The 21846-nt window shown below is 67.4% G+C and carries 20 protein-coding genes; 6 read left to right on the forward strand and 14 right to left on the reverse strand.

Annotated features, from left to right (window positions below):
• Positions 1-2 precede the first annotated feature (2 nt).
• Positions 3-1328 (forward strand): flavin monoamine oxidase family protein, encoded by a 1326-nt coding sequence (locus tag WFL22_RS06375; protein WP_336991956.1) that lies wholly within the window; start codon positions 3-5, stop codon positions 1326-1328.
• A gap of 28 nt (positions 1329-1356) precedes the next feature.
• On the opposite strand, the gene WFL22_RS06380 is transcribed toward WFL22_RS06375, so the two are convergent.
• The 10 genes from WFL22_RS06380 to WFL22_RS06420 all read right to left on the reverse strand — a co-directional run bounded on the left by WFL22_RS06380 (position 1357) and on the right by WFL22_RS06420 (position 11060).
• Complete coding sequence (locus WFL22_RS06380; protein WP_336991957.1) at positions 1357-3042, reverse strand: amidohydrolase; 1686 nt, start codon at positions 3040-3042, stop codon at positions 1357-1359.
• Between the two features lie 19 nt (positions 3043-3061).
• Entirely contained in the window at positions 3062-3418 is a 357-nt protein-coding gene (locus WFL22_RS06385; RefSeq protein ID WP_336652645.1) for a cupin domain-containing protein, read from the reverse strand.
• Between the two features lie 39 nt (positions 3419-3457).
• Positions 3458-4828 (reverse strand): NAD(P)/FAD-dependent oxidoreductase, encoded by a 1371-nt coding sequence (locus WFL22_RS06390; protein WP_336652644.1) that lies wholly within the window; start codon positions 4826-4828, stop codon positions 3458-3460.
• Entirely contained in the window at positions 4825-6726 is a 1902-nt protein-coding gene (locus tag WFL22_RS06395; RefSeq protein ID WP_336991960.1) for a cupin domain-containing protein, read from the reverse strand. Before WFL22_RS06395 ends, WFL22_RS06390 begins: the two co-directional genes overlap by 4 nt.
• Before the next feature lie 34 nt (positions 6727-6760).
• The gene (locus WFL22_RS06400; RefSeq protein WP_336991961.1) at positions 6761-7162 is read right to left on the reverse strand and encodes a cupin domain-containing protein; all 402 of its coding nucleotides are present in this window, start codon (positions 7160-7162) and stop codon (positions 6761-6763) included.
• Positions 7117-7362 carry a TOBE domain-containing protein gene (locus WFL22_RS12425; RefSeq protein WP_442918968.1) on the reverse strand — a complete coding sequence of 82 codons (246 nt, stop codon included), beginning with the start codon at positions 7360-7362 and terminating at the stop codon, positions 7117-7119. The genes WFL22_RS06400 and WFL22_RS12425 overlap by 46 nt, the downstream gene beginning before the upstream one ends.
• Positions 7359-8249: an ABC transporter ATP-binding protein gene (locus tag WFL22_RS06405; RefSeq protein WP_336991962.1), complete on the reverse strand. Its 891-nt coding sequence runs from the start codon at positions 8247-8249 to the stop codon at positions 7359-7361. Before WFL22_RS06405 ends, WFL22_RS12425 begins: the two co-directional genes overlap by 4 nt.
• Positions 8246-9064, reverse strand: a complete 819-nt coding sequence (locus tag WFL22_RS06410; RefSeq protein WP_336991963.1) for an ABC transporter permease — start codon at positions 9062-9064, stop codon at positions 8246-8248. The genes WFL22_RS06405 and WFL22_RS06410 overlap by 4 nt, the downstream gene beginning before the upstream one ends.
• Positions 9061-9918, reverse strand: a complete 858-nt coding sequence (locus tag WFL22_RS06415; RefSeq protein ID WP_336991965.1) for an ABC transporter permease — start codon at positions 9916-9918, stop codon at positions 9061-9063. Before WFL22_RS06415 ends, WFL22_RS06410 begins: the two co-directional genes overlap by 4 nt.
• Before the next feature lie 86 nt (positions 9919-10004).
• Entirely contained in the window at positions 10005-11060 is a 1056-nt protein-coding gene (locus WFL22_RS06420) for an ABC transporter substrate-binding protein (protein WP_336991967.1), read from the reverse strand.
• 138 nt (positions 11061-11198) lie between these two features.
• On the opposite strand from WFL22_RS06420, the gene WFL22_RS06425 reads away from it, so the two are divergent.
• From WFL22_RS06425 to WFL22_RS06435, 3 genes are all read left to right on the forward strand, one after another.
• Positions 11199-11942: a TetR/AcrR family transcriptional regulator gene (locus WFL22_RS06425; protein ID WP_336991968.1), complete on the forward strand. Its 744-nt coding sequence runs from the start codon at positions 11199-11201 to the stop codon at positions 11940-11942.
• A 169-nt stretch (positions 11943-12111) separates the two neighbouring features.
• Positions 12112-13362, forward strand: coding sequence for a Xaa-Pro peptidase family protein (locus WFL22_RS06430; RefSeq protein WP_336991969.1), 1251 nt, complete (start codon positions 12112-12114; stop codon positions 13360-13362).
• A 167-nt stretch (positions 13363-13529) separates the two neighbouring features.
• Complete coding sequence (locus WFL22_RS06435) at positions 13530-14939, forward strand: MFS transporter (protein WP_442918962.1); 1410 nt, start codon at positions 13530-13532, stop codon at positions 14937-14939.
• A gap of 136 nt (positions 14940-15075) precedes the next feature.
• Here the strand turns inward: WFL22_RS06435 and WFL22_RS06440 are convergent, their stop codons facing one another.
• From WFL22_RS06440 to WFL22_RS06455, 4 genes are read right to left on the reverse strand one after another with little or no spacing between them, the layout of a single operon-like run.
• Entirely contained in the window at positions 15076-16257 is a 1182-nt protein-coding gene (locus WFL22_RS06440) for an ABC transporter ATP-binding protein (RefSeq protein WP_336652634.1), read from the reverse strand.
• 5 nt (positions 16258-16262) lie between these two features.
• A complete protein-coding gene (locus WFL22_RS06445; protein WP_336652633.1) occupies positions 16263-17048 on the reverse strand; it encodes an ABC transporter permease in 786 nt (261 codons plus the stop codon).
• Complete coding sequence (locus tag WFL22_RS06450) at positions 17048-17947, reverse strand: ABC transporter permease (protein WP_336991970.1); 900 nt, start codon at positions 17945-17947, stop codon at positions 17048-17050. The genes WFL22_RS06445 and WFL22_RS06450 overlap by 1 nt, the downstream gene beginning before the upstream one ends.
• Positions 17948-17950: 3 nt before the next feature.
• Positions 17951-19081 carry an extracellular solute-binding protein gene (locus WFL22_RS06455; RefSeq protein ID WP_336652631.1) on the reverse strand — a complete coding sequence of 377 codons (1131 nt, stop codon included), beginning with the start codon at positions 19079-19081 and terminating at the stop codon, positions 17951-17953.
• 311 nt (positions 19082-19392) lie between these two features.
• Between WFL22_RS06455 and WFL22_RS06460 the strand changes: the two genes are divergently transcribed.
• Together WFL22_RS06460 and WFL22_RS06465 are read left to right on the forward strand one after the other, a co-directional pair.
• The gene (locus WFL22_RS06460) at positions 19393-20622 is read left to right on the forward strand and encodes a flavin monoamine oxidase family protein (RefSeq protein ID WP_336991971.1); all 1230 of its coding nucleotides are present in this window, start codon (positions 19393-19395) and stop codon (positions 20620-20622) included.
• Between the two features lie 28 nt (positions 20623-20650).
• A complete protein-coding gene (locus WFL22_RS06465; RefSeq protein ID WP_336652629.1) occupies positions 20651-21817 on the forward strand; it encodes a PucR family transcriptional regulator in 1167 nt (388 codons plus the stop codon).
• The last annotated feature ends 29 nt before the right edge of the window (positions 21818-21846 follow it).

A 21846-nucleotide genomic window follows, 5' to 3' on the forward strand; every position in this document is an offset into this window, starting at 1 on the left:
ATATGCAGTCGGTCGACGTCGTGGTCATCGGCGCCGGGTTCGCGGGGCTCGTGGCCTCGCGAGAGCTCGGCCGAGCAGGCTTCGAGGTGGTGACCCTCGAAGCGCGCGACAGAATCGGCGGTCGCACCTGGACCGACCACCGCCTCGGCCATGACCTCGAACTGGGCGCGAACTGGATTCACTGGGTGCAGCCGCACGTCTGGGCCGAGGCCACCCGATACGGTCGCGAGATCGTACGCAGCCCAGCCGCTGAGGAGGCCTACTGGCGCGGCGCCGACGGCACTCCCCGAAAGGGCGATCTCGCCGAGTTCATGGCGCTCATCGACGAAGGCCAGCAGCTGGTGGTCGACGATGTGCGCGAGGCGATGCCGCGCGGCACCGAGCCCACTACGGGTCGCATCACGCAGCTCGACGCACTGAGCCTGCAGGATCGCTTCGACACCCTCGACCTCAACCCAGAGGCGCGTGCCGCGAACGAGTCGGTGTGGGTGGGGCACGTCAATGCCCCGCTCGATCAGGTAGGCCTGTCAAGTGCGCTGCGCTGGGTGGCCGCCACCGGCGGCCACTGGCAGCTGATGCACGAAGCTTCGGCCACCTTCCGGGTGGTCGACGGCATGCGAGGTTTCACGGATCGCATCGCCGCCGACGTGCCAGGCGAGATCCGCCTGAACACCGCCGTCGTGTCGGTGACCCAACATGAGAACGGCGACAACACGGGCACGCACGTCATCGTCGAGACCGCCGACGGCGAGCGGATCCGCGCCCGCCGCGTCATCAGCACCCTGCCCGTCAACGCGATCTCCGGCATCAGCTTCGATCCGCCCCTCCCCGCAGCCTGGCAGCGACAGCATGCCGAAACGGTCGCCTCGCAGGGCACCAAAGTGTGGATCCGGGCCGCAGGGCACCTACCCCGGTTCTTCGCCTACGCCAGCCAGCACGACCCCATTTCCGTGCTGAAAGCAGAGTTCTACTGCAGTGACGAGCGCGGCGACTCCACGATCCTCGTCGGCTTCGGCCCCGACCACACCCGCATCGACCTCGACGACCTCGCAGGCATCCAGGCCACCGTCGACGCCTGCCGCCCGGGCGTCACCGTCGTCGAAGCCACCGCGCACGACTGGATGACCGACCCCCTCGCCCGCACCACCTGGATGACCCACCGCCCCGGCCAGCTCACCCGCGACCTCGCCGAGCTACAGCAGCCCGCCGGTGCCGTGCACTTCGCCACCACCGACAACGCGAACCTCTGGGGCGGCTTCATCGACGGCGCCATCGAAAGCGGGCTGCGAGAAGCCCGCCGAGTCACCGAAGCGCTCGCACCGCGCTGAAACGCGAGGTGCGAGCGCTCCCGGGCCATTACCCCTCGAAGACGACCCGGCCGTCGACCACGGTGAGACGGATCGGCACCTCCGGCAGCTCATCGGGCGAGACCGCGACCGGGTCGGCACCCCATACGGTGAGGTCTGCCACCGCACCCTCGGCGAGCACACCGCGATCCGCATGCCCGCGGGCGCGCGCCGGCCACAGCGTGTAGGCCAGCAGCGCCTCTTCGCCGCTCAGCCGCTGCGACGGCTCGAACACGTGCGCGGAAGCGTCACCCGGCGTGTGTCGCCCGCGCGCCCACGCCATGCCGATGCGGGGGTCGTACTGCGCAACCGGCCAATCCGACCCCAGCACCAAGGTGACACCCGCGTCGATCACATCGCGCACCCGGTAGCCGGTCTCGTTGCGCCCCTCGCCGAGCCTGGCCGCCCAACCGTCGCTGTGATCCGCTGCACGCCACTGCATGTGCAGCGGCTGCATCGACGCCGTGACCCGCGCCACAGTGCCTGCCTCACCGCCCGCCGCGCAGCTGCGCAGTTGTTCGACGTCGGCGTCGGAGAGCACTTCGAGGTGCTCGATGGAGTGGAACGGGAGGCCCTCGCGCGGGGGCAGCGACGCATACACGTCGAGCACCCGACTGACGGCGTAGTCGCCCACCGCGTGCGTCGCGATGAGCATGCCGGCGTCGTGGTAGGCGCGCACCACCTCGGCGAAACGATCCCAGGAGGGCCAGAACGCCGAGCGGCCGTCACCGCAGCTGTCGGGGGCGTGCAACCAGGCGGTGCCGGTGTCGATCACACCGTCGCTGAACAGCTTGATGGCGCCCGTCTGCCAGAGTCGGCCGCGGCGATCCTTCACCGCGATGACGCGCGCCACATCGTCGTCGGTGTCGCCGACGGCGTGCCAGTGGTGCACAGTGACGCGGTGGTCGAGTTCGCCCCGCGCTTCGAGTTCGCCCAGCAGTTCGACGGTGCGCTCCTTGCCGTCCATGATGGCGCCGCCGGTGAGACCGGTGGCTGCCAGACGGCGGAACATGTCGCGCAGGGCGTCGCGCTCGGCCTCAGGCGAGGTCTGCGGTGCGGCCGCGAAGAGCAGACTGTACGCGGTGGGCTCGCGCAGTTCCCCGGTGGGGGTGCCGTCGGCGTCGACCACGATCTCGCTCGCGTCGTCGAAGTCGCGGGCCCCGGTGATGCCGGCGGCGGCGAGCGCGGGGGCCGTGCCGAGGGCGGTGTGCAGGTCGTAGCAGATGAGCGCGACGGGGCGGCCGGGGGCGGCGTCTTCGATCAGCTCGCCGCGCAGGCCGCCGGGGCCACCGGTGTCGTGGGCGGCGTGCTCGAAGGGTTCGTATTCGAGGTTCCAGCCCCGCAACCAGGCGCCCTCGGGCAGGCGGGCATGCTCCGCGGCGATGGCGGCGCGCAGCTCCTCGATGGTGCCGAGGCCGCCGAGGTCGATACCGGCGGTGACTTCCGCAGCCCAGTGGGGGTGGGTGTGTCCGTCGAAGAGGCCCGGAGTGACGGTGGCTCCGGCGAGGTCGCGCACCTCGATGTGGTGTTCTTCGGCGGCGGCGCGGATCGTGGCGTCGTCGCCGAGGGCGACGATGCGACCGTCACGGATGAGGATCGCGGTGAGGGCGGGATCGGCGGTGGTGTCGCGGTCGGTGTTGGTGCGCAAGTGCGCCCCGATGACGGCGAGGTCTCCTCCGGTGGTGGCGGTGTGCATGGGGCTCCTTGGGTGCCGTTTAGTCGTCGATGGTGGTGTAGTGCTTGCGCAGCGGCTCGTGCACACGCCACACGCCCTTCCACCCGGAGGGCATCACCATCACGTCGCCGGGGCCGAACTCTTCGGGCTGCTGGCCTTCGACTTCGAGGGTGACGCGCCCCGAGAGAATGGTGCAGATCTCGGTGTAGCCGTTGCGTTCGGCGGTGAAGTCGCCTGGGGTGCACTCCCACAGGCCGGTGTCGATGCGGCCGTTCGACCAGGTCGACACTGCGGCTTCGGTGAGGCCTTCGGTGAGCGCGGTCGGCTTGGCGGCGTGCGCGCCAAGCTCGGCTGCGGCGGTGTTGTGGGCCGCGTGGGTGGTGATGATGTCGTTCATCGGTGTCCTTTCTCGGCTGTCGCTCGCGACGGCGGCGGATCAGTGGCGTCCGGTGACCACATCGGCGATGTGGGCGATGGGCGAGGTGGTGGGGCGGCCTGCGAGTTCGGACTTATCTGCGATGCCGTAGGCGGCGTAGAGCCCCTTGGTGGCGATCCAGCGCAGCGGCTCGGGCTCCCATTTGCGCACGCGGTGGTTGACCCAGGGCAGGCCTGCGATCTCGGTGTCGTTGCCGAGGATGAGGTCGGTGATGGTGCGGCCGGCCAGGTTGGTGGAGGTGACTCCGGTGCCGACGTAGCCACCGCCCCAGGCGATGCCGGTCTGGCGGTCGAGGCCGACGGTCGCGGCCCAGTCGCGGGGCACGCCGAGCACGCCTGACCAGACGTGGTCGATGGCGGCACCCTTCGTGGCGGGGAAGAAGCGGTGCAGGATCTCGCTCAGCGTGTCGACGGTGACGGGCGGGGTCTGACCGTCGGTGTCAGTTTTCGACCCGAACTTGTAGGGCACGCCGCGCCCGCCGATCGCGATGCGGTCGTCGGCGGTGCGCTGCGCGTACATGTAGACATGCGCGAAGTCGCCGAGCACTTCGCCCTGGTTCCAGTGCAGTTCGTCCCACACCTCGGGCGCGAGCGGCTCGGTGGCGATGAGCGATGAGTTCATGGGCAGCCACAGCCGGTGCAGGCCCTTGAGGTTGGCGGTGAATCCCTCGGTGGCGCGCACGACGTACTCGGCCGACACTGTGCCGTGGGTGGTGGTCACCCGATGCGGTGCGATCTCCACGACGCGGGTGCGCTCGTAGATTTCCACGCCGAGGCGTTCGACGGTGTCGGCGAGGCCTGCGGCGAGCTTGGCGGGCTGGATGCGCGCCGCGTGGGGGTGCCACACCGCAGCGCGGGTGCCGGTGACGTTGATCTTCGCCTTCGCCGCGTCGGCTTCGAGGAGTTCGAGGTCGGTGTACTGCCATGCCTGTTCAGCGGCAGCGAAGGCGCGGATGCGCGCCTCCTGGGCCGGGGTGTAGGCGACGTTGAACTCGCCGCCCTTCTTGATGTCGGCGTCGATGCCTTCAGCGGCAGCGACCCTGATGACTTCCTCGACGGTCTCGTTCATCGCGCGCTGGAAGCGCTCTGCGGCGTCGCGGCCGTGCGTCGCCTCGTACTGGCCCCGGCCGCCCGTGATCGCTGCGGTCAACCAACCACCGTTGCGGCCGGAGGCGCCGTAGCCGACGTGGCGCTGTTCGAGGATCACCACGCGAAGCTCGGGGCGGGCCTGCTTCAGGTAGTACGCGGTCCAGAGGCCGGTGTAGCCGGCCCCCACGATGGCGACGTCGGCGGTGAGGTTCCCTGGCAGCTCGGGGCGCGGTTTGGGCGCGCCGATCTGCTGCCACCAGTGGGACACGTTGCCGTTGATCATGCGAGGTTCCTTCGTTGTTGGGTGGTGCGAGTGTCGTCGGGTGTGGACGAGTGGGGTGCCTCGTCGGGAGTGGGTGGGCTGTTGATCCAGAGGATCGCGGCCGGGGTGTCTGATTCGTTGACGACCCGGTGCGGCACCGAGCTCAGAAACTCGATGGAGTCGTCGGTGTCGAGTTCGTAGCGGGTGCCGTCGAGTTCGAGCACCACTCGCCCCTCGGTGACCACGATGAACTCCTGCGAGTTGCCGTGGGTGTAGGCCTCTGCCCCTGTGGAACCGCCGGGTGGGAAGCGGCCGGCGTAGATTTCAAGGTTGCCCAGCGGGGGCAGGGCGACCACGTGCTTTTGTGCTCCGGCGAGGGGCAGGGTGGGCCGATCGGCGGCGCGCAGCACGCCGCGGGTGTGGGCTGCGGAGTCGTCAAGCAGCTGGGCCGGGGCGACGCCGAGCGCTGCGGCGACTTTGCGCAGCGAGGCGACGCTTGCGTTGGTATGCCCGTTCTCGAGCTGGCTAAGGAAGCTGGAGCTGACGCCAGCTGCGGCGGCGAGGGTGCGCAGGCTCATACCGCGCAGCTGGCGGAACGATGCGACACGACGGCCGAGAGCGTCATTCCCCGGGGTGTCGCGCGGTGCCGCGCCCATTGGCTCCTCCTTGATGCCGCGGCCGGAGCCGCATGAGCACTGAACAGTGTGTTCAGTATTCTTCTCACAACGTACATCCGCCTCGGCTTCGGCGCAAGCGGCAGTCACCCACCACAGCCGCGTGCGCCGAAACCGTCGCGGCCATGCCGCCGCCCCAGGCCCGCCAGGCAAAGCCGACAGATCTCGGATCTCGGCGAAGAGGTCGTCGAGGCCGAGGGTCTGATCGGGCACGTAGGCGAGCGGATCGGGTGTCGCGTCGAGCCCCAGCAGGCCCTCCACCGTGGCGAGCAGGCAGTACGGCGCATACGAGGGGTTGTAGCCGCCCTCCTGCACGAGGATCGCGCGACCGTCGGTGTGGCGCTCGGCAAGCTCGCGCACCCTCGCGCCGATCCCGTAGAAGCCGGGCATCGACACGTTGTGGCGGCCGTTCGGATCATACGCACTCGCGTCCTGGCCGCTCGCGCAAACGATCATGTCCGGCTGGAAGCGCTCAGCGAGCGGCGCGATCACCTCGTCGAACGCGCGCAGGTACCCGGCGTTTCCCGCCCCGAGCGGCAGCGGCACGTTCTGGTTGAAACCAGCGCCCGGTCCCGCCCCGCGCTCCTCAAGACGGCCGGTCTGCGGATGGCTCGCTCCCCAAGCGCCGTGATCCATGTGCAGACTCACCGTCAGCACATCGTCACGCTCATAGAAGATGTCCTGCGTGCCATTGCCGTGGTGCACATCCCAGTCGATCACGAGCACCCGATCCGCACCAGCCTGACGGGCAGCATCGGCCGCGAGCGCGACCCCATTGAAGAAGCAATACCCGTCTGCCTGGGCCCGTTGCGCGTGGTGCCCCGGCGGGCGGGTCAGGGCGTAGGCGAAGGGCGCCGCCCCTGAGAGCACGGTCTCGGCTGCGGCGAGCGCGGTGCCAGCCGCGGCGAGCAGCGGCACATAAGAATCAGCGCCCAGGCGGGTGGTACCCGTCACCCATCCGCCACCTCGCTCAGTCGCTCGCCGCACCTCGGCGATGTACTCGGCATCGTGCACGCGCGCCAGCTCCTCCTCGGAGGCGAGCCTGCCCGGCGCGAACCGGATCGCGTCGGCTGCGGGCCCGCGGCTGAGCAGATCGTGCATCCGTTCGATGCGCAGCCGACCCTCGGTGTGCGGCTCGTTCACCGAGAACCAGGGGCTGGGGGTCGTCTCGTGCAGCGCGCTACCGGTGTCGTGGTCGAGCACCCGCGCGTCGAAGTGCAGTGCCAGGGGCCGCTGCCGCGTCATGCGAGCGCCCCCTCAGATGTCGTCGTTTCCATGTTCACTCCTGCGCCGGCGTCATGTTGTAGACGAAGAAGGCCGGCTCGTCTCCCACGTTCTCCAGGTGGTACGTCCAGCCGGGGGCGAGGTAGACGGTGTCGTCTGGGCCGAGTTCGAAGACGCCCTCGTCCCAGGTGAGGCGCAAATGCCCGCGAATCACGTAGTACGTCTCGTCGACCGGGCCGTACCAGTGGTCGGCCTCGGCGGGGTCGAAGCGCTCTCGGCTCGACCACCGGTTCGTCTGCTCTCCCGGATCCATCCAGCAGACGCCCTGAGTGAGCTCGCTCTGATGCTCAGCCCGGGTGATAATCCGCTTGATCCGCACCTTCGTTGGCGCGGATACCGCATCGATTGGGCTCAGCTCTGCGAGCTTGACGTGGACTGGGCGAGGGTTGCGGTCCATGGGTTCCTCGTTTCTGTTGCTTCGTTGCGTGTGGGAAAGACTGTGGTTCGCTCCGCCGACCAGCCCAGGCGCACCTCGGCCCCCACAGCCGGCGTCGGCGATTCGACGCCTGCGCGCACGATCAGCGTGCCGGCGCCGGTGGTGATCTCCAGGCGACTCTGCGACCCGAGATAGGTGAGATCGGTGACAACGCCCGTCAGTTCGCACTCGGCCGTCGGGGCCCCGCCGGGAGCACCCGCACCCGCTCGGGCCTGACGATCGCCACGGCTGGACCATCTGCGACACCGTGCGCGGTGAGCCTGACACCCGCCGCTCCTACGAACTCGCCACCGATCGTCTCGCCGGCGACAGCGTTCGACTCTCCGATGAAGCGCGCCACGAAGAGCGTCGCGGGGTGCTCGTACAGCTCCTCCGGCGTGCCAACCTGCTCGATCCGCCCCTCGTTGAACACGGCGATCCTGTCGGAAAGCGTCAGCACCTCCTCCTGGTCGTGGGTCACGAACACCACGGTGATCCCGAGTTCGCGGTGCAGGCGGCGCAGCTCGAGCTGCAGGCGCTCGCGCAGAGCGCGGTCGAGCGCACCGAACGGCTCATCCATGAGCAGCAGACGGGGTTCGAAGACGAGGGCGCGGGCGAGCGCGACACGCTGCTGCTGGCCGCCGCTCAGCTGCCCCGGCTTCGCCTGGGCCCGCGTGTGCAGCTCTACGAGTTCGAGCGCGGCGAGCGCTCGCGCCGTGCGCTCGGCCTTGGGCACACCGCGCTGCCGCAACGGAAACTCCACGTTCTCGCGCACCGTGAGGTGCGGAAACAGCGAGTAGTTCTGAAACACCATGCCGAGGCCGCGCTTGTGCGGCGGCACCGAGGTGATCTCAGCGCCGTCGCAGACGACGCTGCCCTCGCTCGGGGTGGTAAAACCGGCAACCATCGAGAGCGTCGTCGTCTTTCCAGACCCGCTCGGGCCGAGCAGCGTCAGAAACTCGCCAGAGGCTACATCGAGATCGACATGCTGCACGGCGGCTGCGCCTCCGTAGCGCTTGACGAGGCCGCTGAGCCGAAGCTCCGCGCCGGCAGTGGCAGTGACAGTCATGCGACGTCTCCTAGTTGTTTCGCGGCACGTCGTTCACGAACGACCTGCACGAGGCGGGGGATGAGGATGATGAGAGTGGAGAGCACGAGCAGCAACGTGGAGGCCGCAGCGATGCTCGGATCGGTTTCGACGGTCACCGAGCTGTACATCTGCACCGGCAGCGTGCGCACCGTCGGCGACTGCAGGAAGTACGCCACGACAACCTCGTCGAGGCTCGTGACGAAGGCGAAGATGAAGCCGGTGACGATGCCGGGCAGCAGAATCGGCAGTTGCACCTGCACAAAGCGCGCGACAGGCCCGGCCCCCAGCACGGCCGCAGCCCGCACCAGCGTCTCATCGAGACCGCGCAGCGCGGTGCCGACCGGAATCAGCACGAAGGGCAAAGCGAGCGCGAGGTGCGCCAGCACGAGGCCGAGCGGCGAACCGCTGAGCCCCCAGCGCAGGTACATACCGAAGATCGCGATTGCCGCGACGATACCGGGCACCAGAATCGGCAGCATCATCGTGATCTGGGCGGTCGCCGCGAGCCGCGCCCGCAGCCCACGCAGACCGAGCGCCGCGAGCGTGCCGAGCGCTGTCGCGATGACCGCGACGACGAGCGCGATCCACAGGCTCGTGCCGAGCGAGGAAAGCCAGCGCTGATCGGTGAAGAACTTCTCGTACCACTGCAGCGACCAGCCCTCGATGGGGAAGGCGAAACTGCGCTTGTCGGAGAACGACAGCGGGATTACGACGAGCGTTGGCGCCACGAGCAGCAGCGCCGCGACCGCGGCCCAGATGCGCAGCGGCAGACGGATGCGGGTCGGTTCGTTCATCGGGCGTCACCTCCGGAGATCATCTGCGAAACGCCTCGCCGCAGCGGAGCCACCGCGAGGATCACCACGCAGAACAGGCCGACCGTGGCGATCAGCAGGATGCCGGAAAGCGCACCGGCCCCTGCGAAGTCGACGATTTTCTCGACGCGCTGACCGATCACCTGAGCGATCATGGCCTCCTTCGGGCTGCCGATCAGCTGGGGCGTGATGTAGAAGCCGAGCGCGAGGATGAACACCAGCGAGCTGGCGGCGAAGAGGCCGGGTAACGACTGCGGCAAGTAGACCTGCCAGAACGCGCGGTAGCGATTTGCGCCGAGACTCTGCGCCGCGGCCAGCTGCCGCCTGTCGATCGCCGCGAGCGCGGTGTACAGGGTGAGGATCATGTAGGGCAGCAGGATCTGCACGATGGCGAGCACCACGCCCGCGAGCGTGCCGCGCAGGGTCGTGTTCTCAGCACCGAAGAAGCCGAGGATCGCCGATACCGGGCCGTCGCGCTGCAGCAGCGAGATCCACGCGAAGGTGCGAGCCATGAGGGAGGTCCAGAACGGCACGAGCACGAGCACGAGCACCATAAGCAGTGTGCGCGCGGTCGGCCCCACCAGGGTGAGCAGGTAGGCGAAGGGGTAGCCCAGCAGAATGCACACGATCACCGTGATGACAGCGGTCGCGAAGGTGCGACCGAGCACCCGGAGCGTCGTGGGGTCGGCGAGGGCCGCCGTGTACTGCCCGAGCCCAGGTTCGGGGTCGGTGAACGAGCGCACGATGATCACGGCGATCGGCAACAGGAAGAAGATCAGCACGATGGCGAGCGCCGGTACGACGGCGACGCCGCTGAAGAGGCGCGAGGCGCGCATGAAACCTCCAGGGTCGGGTGAGCGGAATCCGGCCTGCGCCGGCCGGGGCCGCTGCGCCGCCGATCAGCGGCGCAGCGGCTTCCCGGTTAGCTAGTGGACCAGGCTGTCCATTCGGCCTCGGCCTCAGCGGAGTTGTCGGCCCACCACTGCACATTCGTCACGATCGACTGCTGCTGCACTTCGGGCGAGGCAACGTTCCACTTCTGCTGCAGCTCGTCGAGCTCGGGCCTCGCCGAGAGGTCTGCGGGCGCGTACGGCTGCAGTTCTGCGAAGCGGGCCTGGGGCTCGGCCTGGGCGGCGTACTCGATAAAGCTCTGCGCAGCATCCGGGTTCTTAGTGCCCTTGATGATCGAGAGGCTGGCCCAGGCGAGCAGGTTGTCCTGCCACACCGGTGCGATCTCGGCGCCGTTGCGTTCGGCCTCGTAGCCGCGCCCCGACCATGCGAGCCAGAGGTCGGCCGAGCCGTCCTCCATCGACTGCTGCGACTCGGAGCTCGTGTTCCAGAAGGTCAGCGAGTCGCGGATTGTGTCGAGCTTGGCGTAGGCCCGCTTCGTATCGAGTGGATACAGCTTGTCGGGTGCGACTCCGTCGGCGAGAAGCGCGAACTCAAGCGCTCCGGCGCCGGCCCAGCCCGGCACCATGCGGGTGCCGGGGAACTTTTCGAGGTCGAAGAAGTCGGCCGGAGTCGAGGGAGCGTCGGCCCCGTCGAAGGTCTTCGTGTTGACGATCATCATCGTCGAGTATTGAGCGATCGGGATCGAGCAGTCCGACCAGGTGCCCTCGGGGAAGTTCGAGGTGTCGATGTTGCTGAAGTCGATCTTCTCGACGAGGGTGCCGCAGTTTGCCACGGGGAAGTACGGCTCGGTGTCGGCGACATCCCAGATGGTGTTGCCGGACTCGACCATCTGCTGGATCTTCGGGTAGGAGGTCGGACCGTCGTTCTGCACGGTCACGCCGGATTCTGCGGCCCAGGGATCGAGGAAGGCCTCGTTTTGCGCGTCTTGATAGGCGCTGCCGTAGCTTGCGAACACCAGCGACCCGCCGCCCTCGGCGGCGTCGGGTGCCGCACCCGACGAGCAGGCAGCGAGCGACAGCGCGGCGGCCGCCGCGACGGACACCAGCACCAGGGGTGACTTTCTCATCTTCGTGACTCCTTCGTCAGCGTGATTGGACTATCATAATAACGCATTATTACATTGATGCAAGACCCTCTTGGTTTCCACTAGGGTGAAGACACCGATCGGAGCGGGGTGGCCCGCACTCCGCCAGAAGGGACCCCCGTGACTATCGCACTCGAGCACACCGCCCCAGCGGGGGAACCAGATCTCGCGACGCGCCGTCGCGCCGAGATCCTCACCGGCGCCATCCGCGTGATCGCCCGCGACGGCGTCGTCGCGGCCAAGCTGAAAGATATCGCCCGCGAATCCGGCGTGAGTCTCGGCCTCATCCAGCACTACTTCGACACCCGCGAGAAGCTCGTCGACGCCACCTTCGCAGCCATGATGCGCGTGGTCTCCCACGAGAGCGCGAAGCGCACCGGCTCCGACAGCGATCCCGTGCGCTACATCTTCGCCATGCACCGCCTGCACGTGCTCGGCACCGTCGGCTTTCCCGAGCGTTGGGGCTTTTGGAGCGAGCTCTGGGCAGCCTCCGGGCGATCGGATCAACTGCGGGAGGTCGCGACCCAGGTGTACCAGCTCTGGGCGCGACCCCTGGAGGCCGCACTGCGTCGGCTCGCAGAGGCCGGCCGGCTTCCGAAAGGCGCCGATCCAGCCCACCTGACTGCAGGCATGCTCGCGCTGATGGACGGCCTCTCAATCCGCACCCTCGCCGAACCTGCGGTGTTCACCCCCGAGTTCATGCTGCAGATCCTGAACGAGTGGACCACAACCCAGCTCGGCATCACCGCAGAAGAGGCCGCGCGCCACATCGCCGCACTCGCCAACGAGGCCGAAACCGACCTCCCCCCGGCCCTCACGCCAGAACTCGTAGCCGCCGCGCTCATCCACGAATCAGTCGCCTGACGCACCCTGGCGCAGAGCAGACGAAGCTTGCGGATCCGCCACTGAGCCCCGCAGCGCCTACTCCGAAGCAGCCGCACCCACATTGGAATAATATGTTATTATCACAATCACTCGACGTCGAGCCCTGTCCGGCGTCGCCGATTCGACCCAGAGACACTCAGAGGTGAGCATGCTCGATTCAACGATTACCCAATTCCTCGCCGACCAGCAGCAGCGAATTTCAGGCACCGAGCCACACGTCGCCTTCCCGGAAGACGAGTACGCCGCACGCCTCCAGCGCCTCCAACGCGCCATGGCCGAAGACGGGGTCGACACCCTCATCCTGTCGTCACCGGAGGCGCAGAACTGGCTGCACGGCCTCGCACTGCGCTGGTACAAGGCGAACGGCCCCCGCGACTGGCGCCCCCTCACCTGCACCGTCGTGCGCGTCGATGCCGGGTACATCCTCTTCGAAGGCGTCGAGCACACCGAGATGATCCGCAGAACCTCCGTCGCCCGCGACGTGAGGCTCCTCCCCCGCTACGAACGCAACGGCATGCTGCGTTTCATCGTCTCCGAGATCACCCGTGAAGGCTGGGTCGCGGGATCGCGCGTCGGCGTCGAACTCTTCTCCGCAATCCCCAACCCCGCCGTCTCACGCATGATGGAGGGCGCCCTCCTCGACGCCGGTGCCCGCGTCGTCGACGCGACGCTCACCGCCCGCCGCGTGCGCATGATCAAATCACCAGCCGAAATCGTCGCCGTCAAGAAGGCGGCCGAGATCTGCGACGCAGGACTGCTCCACCTCGCCAGCGTGCTGCGCCCAGGCATGACCGAACTCGAAGCGCACGGCGAACTCATCCGCGGCCTGTCAGCCGCAGGCGGAGAACCCGCAGGCCTGCACCAGGTCGCCTTCGTCGGCCTCGCCGCTCTCGGGGTCTACCACGAGATCTCAGGCCACCGCATCATCACCGAAGACGACTTCCTCGACGTTGACCCCTGCGGCGTCTACAAGCGCTACCACTCGAACCGCTCCCAGCTCTACACCTTCAAGGAGCCCCCCAAGGGTGCCGTGCAACTTCTCGACATGCTCGCCGGCGCCTTCGATATCCTGACCGAACGAGCTCGCCCCGGCGTGCGCATCGGCGACGTCAACGCCGAGCTCTACAACTACTACCGCGACGCCGGCGTCTTCGAACTCAACACGAGCGTGTGGATCGGCGGCTACGAGATGGGTATCGCATTCCCGCCGGACTGGGTGGGCGAATGGAAGTTCACCGTCGTCGACGGCGAAAACGACGACCGCGTCTTCGAAGCCGGGATGGTCGCGAACTTCGAAAGCATGTGCGGTATCGGCCTCCTCGACTCCTTCGTCATCGAAGAGGATGCCACGCGCCTCCTGTCAAAGCTGCCGCACGAAATCATGGTGGTGGGACAGTAGCGGCACCCAGCGGCTCACGCCCGCAGCTCCCTCGCACGCGGAGCTGCGGGCGTACACTGGTGTGCGGTTCCTCACGAGGGAGCTGCACAGTCAATGGCGCTGAGCCATCGACACTACAGCGACGTTGCGTGGCCGGCGCATCACCGCGATCGAAAGCTGCTCCAATCTTGTCCGCCATCTCCGCCACTTCCGTCAGCCGGGGCGACGCGCCCCGCAACGCGCCGTCGCGCGTGATCCTCGCGAGCCTTATCGGCACGACGATCGAGTTCTACGACTTCTACGTCTACGCCACCGCGGCCGTGCTCGTGTTCCCCGTGCTCTTCTTCCCCACGGGCAACGACACCACCGCCCTGATCGCCTCCTTCGCGACGTTCGGCGCGGCAATGCTCGCCCGCCCCATCGGCGCCGTGTTCTTCGGGCACCTCGGCGACCGCCTCGGCCGCAAGACCACGCTGGTGGCATCGCTGCTCACTATGGGCATCGCGACGTTCCTCATCGGACTGCTGCCCACCCACGAGAACATCGGCGTCTGGGCGGCGGTGCTGCTGCTCGTGCTGCGCCTCGCGCAGGGCTTCGCGATCGGCGGCGAGTGGTCGGGTGCCGCGCTCGTGGCCACCGAGAACGCCCCCGCGGGCAAGCGCGCCTGGTACGGCACCTTCCCGCAGCTCGGCGCACCGCTCGGCTTCATCATCGCGAACATGCTGTTCTTCGTGATCAACAACGCCCTGGCCGACCCCGAGCACCCCGGCGTCGCCTCCGCGGCATTCCTCGACTGGGGTTGGCGCGTGCCATTCCTGTTCTCTGCCGTCATGGTGATCGTCGGCCTCTGGGTGCGTCTGAAGCTCGTCGAGTCGAGCGCCTTCGAGAACGCCAAGCAGGGCGGCAAGGTGACGCGCATGCCGCTCGCCGTGGCGTTCAAGGATCACTGGAAGGCGCTCGTCCTCGGCACCTTCGCGATGCTCGCCACCTACGTGCTCTTCTACCTGATGACCTCATACACCCTCACCTTTGGCACCCGCCCCGGCCTTGCCGCCGCGCAGACCGCTGCCGAAGCTGCCGGCACTCCCTTCGATCCGGCCGCCTACGTACCCGGCCTCGGCTACAGCTACAACGAGTTCATTCTGATGCTCGTGTTCGGCGTGGTCTTCTTCGGTATCTTCACGCTGGTCTCCGGCCCACTCGCCGACCGTTTCGGCCGCCGTCGCACGCTAATCTGCGTCACCGCGGTGATCGCGCTCTTCGGGTTCACCTTCGTGCCGCTGCTCGGTGGCGGCACCGCTGCGGTGATGTTCTTCCTGGCGCTCGGCTTCACCCTCATGGGCCTCACCTTTGGGCCGATGGGCGCGTTCCTGCCCGAGATGTTCCCCACCAATGTGCGCTACACGGGTTCGGCAGTGGCCTACAACGTGTCGTCGATCCTCGGCGCGGCCCTCGCGCCGATCATCGCGGTGTGGCTGTGGGGCCTCGCCGACGGCAGCCCCGTCTTCGTGGGGGTCTACCTGACCGGCGCCGCGGTGCTCACCCTGATCGCGCTGATCCTGGCCCCCGAGACCAAGAACATCGACATGGAGGCCTAGGGCCTCCTGGGCGGGTGCCCCCTGGAGCCTCCCCTGGGTCTCCCCTCCCCCACTCCCATAAACGCCGAAAGGCGGATTTCGCAGCTGAACCTCTCGGTTCGCGTGCGAAATCCGCCTTTCGACGTCTGCGACTACTTCAGGTGGTCGACTCTCCAGCTTCGCCGGTGTTCACCAGCAGCACACCCGAGGCGATGCTCCACATCATGGCGACCTCGTCACCACGGTTGTGGATGCGGGCGTCCTGGCCGAGCCGCACCGCCCCCTCAGTGCCGTCGGGCAGCCGCACCGAGTAGCGCCGCGAGGCTCCCAGGTAGGTGACATCGGTGATGGTCACCGGAATGGAGTTCTCGTGCGCACCCGCGGGGGTGCCTGCGGTTTCGAGCCGCAGGTTTTCTGGGCGGATCAGGATCGCGAGATCCTCGTGCGCCGAGTGGCCGTCCGCCACCACCCGGTGACCGGCCACTTCGATCGCGGTGCGGCGATCCCCGTCACGCACGCCCTTGCCGAGCAGCACCGTGGATTCCCCGAGGAAGCGCCCCACGAACAGGGTCTGCGGTGCTTCGTAGAGATCTTCCGAGGTGCCGACCTGTTCGATGCGACCGTTGTTGAAGACGGCGATGCGGTCAGACATCGATAGCGCCTCCTCCTGGTCGTGGGTGACGTAGACGAAGGTGGAGCCCACCTCTCGGTGGATCCGCTTGATCTCGCCCTGCAGCCACTCGCGCAGCTTCTTGTCGAGCGCGCCCAGCGGCTCGTCCATGAGCAGCACGCGCGGCTCGTAGACGAGGGCGCGCGCGAGTGCGACGCGCTGCTGCTGACCGCCCGACAGCTCCGAGGGGTAGCGATCGCCATAGTCGCCCATGCGCACCATCGCGAGTGCGTCGGCGACCATCTGCTTCTGCTGCTCCTTGCCGATCTTTCGGCGCTGCAGGGGGTAGGCGATGTTCTCAGCCACGGTCTTGTGCGGGAACAGCGCGTAGTTCTGGAACACCATGCCGATGTCGCGCTTGTGCGGGGGCAGTTTCGCGACGGGCTTGCCGTAGATGTGCAGGTGCCCCTCGGTGACCGAAGTGAAGCCCGCGATCATGTTCAGCGTGGTCGTCTTGCCGGATCCCGACGGGCCGAGGAAGGTCATGAACTCGCCTGGCTCGATCACGAGGTCGATCTCGTCGACCACGGTGCTGTCGCCGTAGCGCTTCGTCACCTGGCTCAGGCTGATACCGGCCTCGCCGATCTGGTGGATCGCCGAAGTGTTGAGCCCTTCGGCGCGCAACTCCTGCTCGTGCCCTTCGGGCACGGGGATCTCGTTGTGGGTCATAGCGTTCACGCTACCGGTCGCTTTCTCTTCCGCGTGGCGAACTGGGCGATGAGCATCACGATCACCGAGGTGAGCATCGTGATCACCGCCACGGCGGCCACCGTGGGGTCATTGGTCTGGGTGACGCTGTTGAAGATCTTCACGGGCAGCGTCTGCAGGGAGGGGGACTGGATGAACAGAGACAGGATCACCTCGTCGAAGGAGGTGACGAACGCGAACAGCGCGCCCGCCGTCACACCCGGCGCGATGAGCGGCAGGGTGATGCTGAAGAAGGTGCGCACCCTGCCTGCGCCGAGCGAAGCTGAGGCCTGCTCCAGTCGAGGGTCGAGGCCCTGCAGCGACGCCATCACGTTGGTGATGACGAGCGGCATCGACACGATCGTGTGCGCCAGCACGAAACCGGGCAGAGTACCGAGCAGGTCCAGGCGCAGGAACAGCGAGTACAGCCCCACCGCGAGCACGATGCCGGGCACGATGAGCGGCAGCAGGAAGTACCCCTCCATGAGCCCCTTGCCCCGGAACCGCACCTTCGAGAGCCCGAGCGCGGCGAGCACGCCGACCGCGGTCGCCACGATCATGGTGAGGATCGCGACCTGCAGCGACGAGCCGAGCGCCTGCAGCCACGACGGGTCGGTGAAGAAGTTCTCGTACCAGCGGGTCGAGAACCCCTTGGGCGGGAAGTTGAACGAGGACGCCTCGTTGAACGACATCGGGATGATGACGAGGGTGGGCACGATCAGCCAGACCACGATCAGCGCCGAGAAGACGCCGAGGATGCGCTTCGAGACCATCAGCGGTTCACCCCCGGGAAGAGGCTGCCGCCGCGGTTGAGCCGCGACACGACCACGAGGATCAGGATCGTGCACACGAGCAGGAAGATGCCGAGTGCGGTGCCCTGGCCCCACATCAGGAACACGCTGATCTGCTGCTGAATGAGCGCCGAGATCATGATCTCCTTCGAGGATCCCAGCAGTGCGGGGATGATGTAGAAGCCGAGGCCGAGGATGAATACGGTGACCCCGCCGGAGAAGATGCCCGGCTTCGACAGCGGCAGGTATACCGTGAAGAACGCCGTGACGGGGTTCGCCCCCAGGTTCGATGCCGCCGGCAGCAGCCGCTTGTCGATTTTCGCCATCGACGAGTAGAGCGGGAGCACCATGAACGGCAGCAGCACCTGCGACATGCCGAGGGCGACACCGAAGGTGGTGCGGATCAGCGGAATCGGCCCGATCCCGAACCATGCGGCGATCAGCCCATTGATGGGGCCGGTGTCTTGCAGCAGCACCATCCAGGCGAGGGTACGCACGAGAATCGAGGTCCACAGCGGCATCATGATGAACAGCTGCATGAGGTTGCGGGTGCGATCCGAGACGATGGTCATCAGGTAGGCGTACGGGTACGCGAGCAGCAGGCACACGATGGTCACCAGGATCGCGGTGCCGAAGGTGCGCAGCACCACGTTGAGGTTTGCCGGAGTGCTGACCAGCCAGACGTAGTTCTGCACTCCCGGCTGGGGATCAGTGATCGAGCGGATGAAGACGTCGATCAGGGGAGCCAGGAAGAACAGGGTGACGATCACGAATGCCGGGACGAGCAGCAGAAGCGGGCGCCAATTTCTCGGCCCCCGCTTCCGCCGTCCGGCATCCGCACCAGAGACCGCAATGGCCTCGGTGACAGTGCCATCACTCATGGGCTAGTTTCCTGTCGCCCATCCGGCCCAGGCGGCCGAGAGTGCGTCGTAGTTCTTCACCCAGAAGTCGACGTTCGGGGCGATGCCCGTATCGAGGTGCTCGGTGGTCATCCACTGGCTGAGCAGTTCGTCCATCTGCGGCTTCGCGTCGACGTTCACCCCACCGTAGGAGGTGAGCTCGGTCATCTTCGCCTGCTGTTCGGCGCCGATCGAGTAGTTCACGGCAGCGAAGGCGGCCTGCTTGTCCTTCACGCCCTTCGGGATGCCGTTCGAGTCGACCATGATCATCCACTGGTCCCACATCGGGGCGACCGGTGCGCCGGCATTGGCCGCACCGTAGCCGCGGCCCGACCACACGAGACCCATCACGGCTTCACCGGCTTCGAGCTGCTGCTGCGCCTGGGCACCGGTGGTCCAGCCGATCACGTCGTCACCGAGGTTGCGGTACATGTCGAACGCACCCTCGATATCTTCGGGCTTCAGGTTCTTCACGTCTTTGCCCTGCGCGGTGAGCGCGAACTCGACGGTCTGCGGGTCGACGTAGGTGGACTGGCTCACGGTGCGCTTGCCGGGGAACTTCTTGGTGTCGAAGAAGTCGGCCGCACTGGTGGGCGGGTTGTCGCCGAACTTGTCGGTGTTGTAGACGACCACGAGACCGTAGAGGATCTGCGGCACCATGCACTCGTCGGTGATGGTGCCCTCGGGGATCTTCGAGGTGTCGATCTGCGAGTAGTCGTACTTCTCGTAGAGGGTGCCGCAGCCGCGCGCCGTGTCGAACTGGGTGGTGTTGACGATGTCCCAGCTGACGTTGCCGCTGTCGACCATGGCCTTGAGCTTGCCCGCGTCGAAGGCGTCCTGGTTGAACTTCGCACCGGAGGCCTCGGCGAAGGGGTTCCACAGCGCCTCGGTCTGGCCGTCCTGAAAGACGCCGCCCGATCCTGCAAAGGTGAGCGTGACCCCGTCGAGGGAACCTTCCTTGATCTGGCCCGCCACCGGGGTGCCGAGGTCGCGCTCGGGCGCGGGCTCTTCGCTACCGCCTCCGCCGCTGCAACCGACGAGCGCGAGCGCGAGCGCCGCCGAACCGGCGACGAGTGTCACGCCGCGCCGAGTCTTCGTGTCTCTGAGATGTGCCATGAACTTCCTCACTTCATCGTGATGGTCGCGCCACTCGGGGCTGCTGGTGCGGCTCCGGCTGGCGCTTGCGACCGGGTGGGTGGTCCCCCCTGCCGCTTCCCGAACCTAGCCGCCGCATTCGGGCCCACCCCCGCCCCGTTACCCCTTCGTTACCGCTGCGAGGCATCTTTCATAGATTCGTATGGCGGGCCCCTCAGCAGTAGTACGAACATAAGGATTCGGCCCCGAGTATGCCCGCGGAGCGCTCGATGCCCGGTTTCGGTCCTTAGCATGGGTGTTCGGGCACCGCTCATCGTTCAAGGAGGAACGCAATGGACATCGTCGTCATCGGAGCCGGTCTTGCCGGCCTCACCGCCGCGTGGGAGCTGGAAAAGGCAGGCCATCGGTGCACCGTGCTCGAAGCGCGCAATCGCGTGGGAGGCCGCACCTGGTCGCAGCGCCTCGGCAACGGCGAGGTGACTGAGCGCGGGGGCGAGTACGTCTTCCCCACGGAGTTTCCGATCCGCCGGCTCGCGGCCGAAGTGGGCGTGCCGATCATGTCGCACAACGTGCGCTACGGACGCCGCACCGTGAACGGGCGCGTCATTTCCTTCGCCGAGCTCGGCGAGACGACGGCGCTGGTGCGCGACACGCTCGCCCGGATGATCGCCGACGGCGAGCGCGGGGTGTCGTTGGAGCGCGCCTTCGCGGAGGCGCTGGGCTCCGGCTACCGGCTCGACCCTGTCTACCGGCGCACCACAACCTCGGCGGCGGCCGACCCTGAGCGTGTCAGCGCTGAGGCGGTGCTGCTGCACGAGTCGTCGACGGTCGGCGGATACATCGAGGATGGTGGCCGCTTTGTCGGCGGCAATCAGGCGCTCTCGTTGGAGCTTGCGCGGCGTCTCGGCGACCGTGTGCGGTTGGAACATCCGATCGCGGCGCTCGATCAGTCCGAGTCCGCGGTGCAGGTGACGCTCGTCGATGGCACGCGCTTCGACGCAGACGCTGCGGTGCTGGCAGTGCCGTTGCCGATTTTGCGGGAGCTCGATCTGGGGTTCGCACTGCCTGAGGGGCAGCAGCGCGCACTCGACCATCGCTTCATGGGTGTCGCTGCGAAGCTCGGCGTGCCCTTCTCGCGCGTTGACGAAGACATCGCCCTGCAGCATCCCGAGCACACCTGGTGGTCGTGGCGTTCGCTGTCGATCGATGGTGAGCACCGCATCTCGGCGCTGTCGTCGTTCGCGGGCGGCCCATTCGCACTTGATGCGCTGGGTGTGACGGAGGGCGCGGATGGTTGGGTTGCAGCGCTTAAGAAGATGCGCCCGGAGCTTGAGATCGACGGTGAGGTGCTGCTCACAACCTGGGCCGACGATCCGTGGACGCGTGGTTCCTACACCGCGCCCGGTCTCGACTGGGAGGCTGCTGATGCCGGCGCGTTCGAGCTCGCCGCCGGCAGGGTCGCGATCGCCGGCGAGCACACGGGGCTCGCCCAGTCGCTTTCGGGTGCGGTCGACTCTGGCTATCGGGCCGCAGCCGCGATCGAGCGCGCTCTCGAGGCATGATGTCCTCCGGCGAATGTACGCTTGAGTCATGACCTTCACTGTGAGGTCCCTGCTCGACCTTCCCGCTGCTCGCACGGTGTCGCTGACGCCGGGCATCGGCGAGGAGCGGGTGATCACCTGGGCGCATGTGTGCGAGCAGCCAGACCCGTGGCGTTGGCTGGGCGACGGCGCACTGGTGATGACGACGGGCATCGGCGTGCCGCGCACGACCGACGAGCAGTGCGCGTATTTGCGCGGTATGCAGGCTGTGGGGATCGCGGCGGTGACCGTTGATGAGCAGATGATGGGCGGTTCGTTCACAGAGCCGGCGCTGGCCTATGCCGCCCACATCGGTTTTCCGGTGCTGTCGACGGCGCACGAGGTGCGGTACATCACGCTCGCGATGTCGGTTGCGGAGGCTGTGCAGCGCGGCCGTGACAAGCTGGTGCAGCAGACTGAACAGCGCTATGGCGCACTGCTGCTTGCGGTGCTCTGCACCGGCGCGATCCCCGGCCCTGCTGCGGCCCGTCTGCTCGAACCGCACGGTATTCGGCAGCCATCGCTGGTCGCGGTCGCTCAGGGGGCCGGTGGGCGGGCGGTGCAGCAGCTCCGCGAGGCCTGCGCTGCGCAGCAGCTTCCGGTGCTGATCGCTGCGGAGGGTGACCAGCTAGTGATCTTCGCCGAGGCGGGTGAGCCGCTTGAGCGGGCGCTCGATGCGGTTGCGGTCTCCGGCACCCGGGTGGGGGCGAGCGCGCCGTTCGATGATCTCGGTGAGTTGCCCACGGCGTTGCAGCAGGCTCGCAGCGCGCTGATCCGCAATCATCTTGAGAGTGGGGTGCTGCATTTCGGCGAGCACGACAGCACGTCCTTGTTTCTTCCGAGCAGCGCCGAGCAGTTGCGTCGCATCGCGAATCAGGTGCTGGGCCCGCTGCGCACCTACGATGTGCAGCGCGGCACTTCACTCACGCAGACGCTGCGCGTGTTTCTTGAGGAGAACCGCAGTTGGGTGCGTGCCGCGGAACGTCTTTTCGTGCACCGGCAGACTCTCATCGCTCGTATTTCTCGCATTGAAAAGATCATCGATCGCGATCTGTCATCGATCGAGGACACCGCCGAGTGCTGGCTTGCGGTGCAGGCTGCGATCGGCTGCGGTGATCTTGAACCTTCCGAGGCAACGGCTGTCCCGGCAGCGGGCCTGCAGTCTGAGCCTGGCTGAACGCGCGCCGAGCCGCCGCAGTGGTAGCT

Source organism: Leucobacter sp. VD1, assembly GCF_037150695.1.
Classification (GTDB): Bacteria; Actinomycetota; Actinomycetes; order Actinomycetales; family Microbacteriaceae; genus Leucobacter.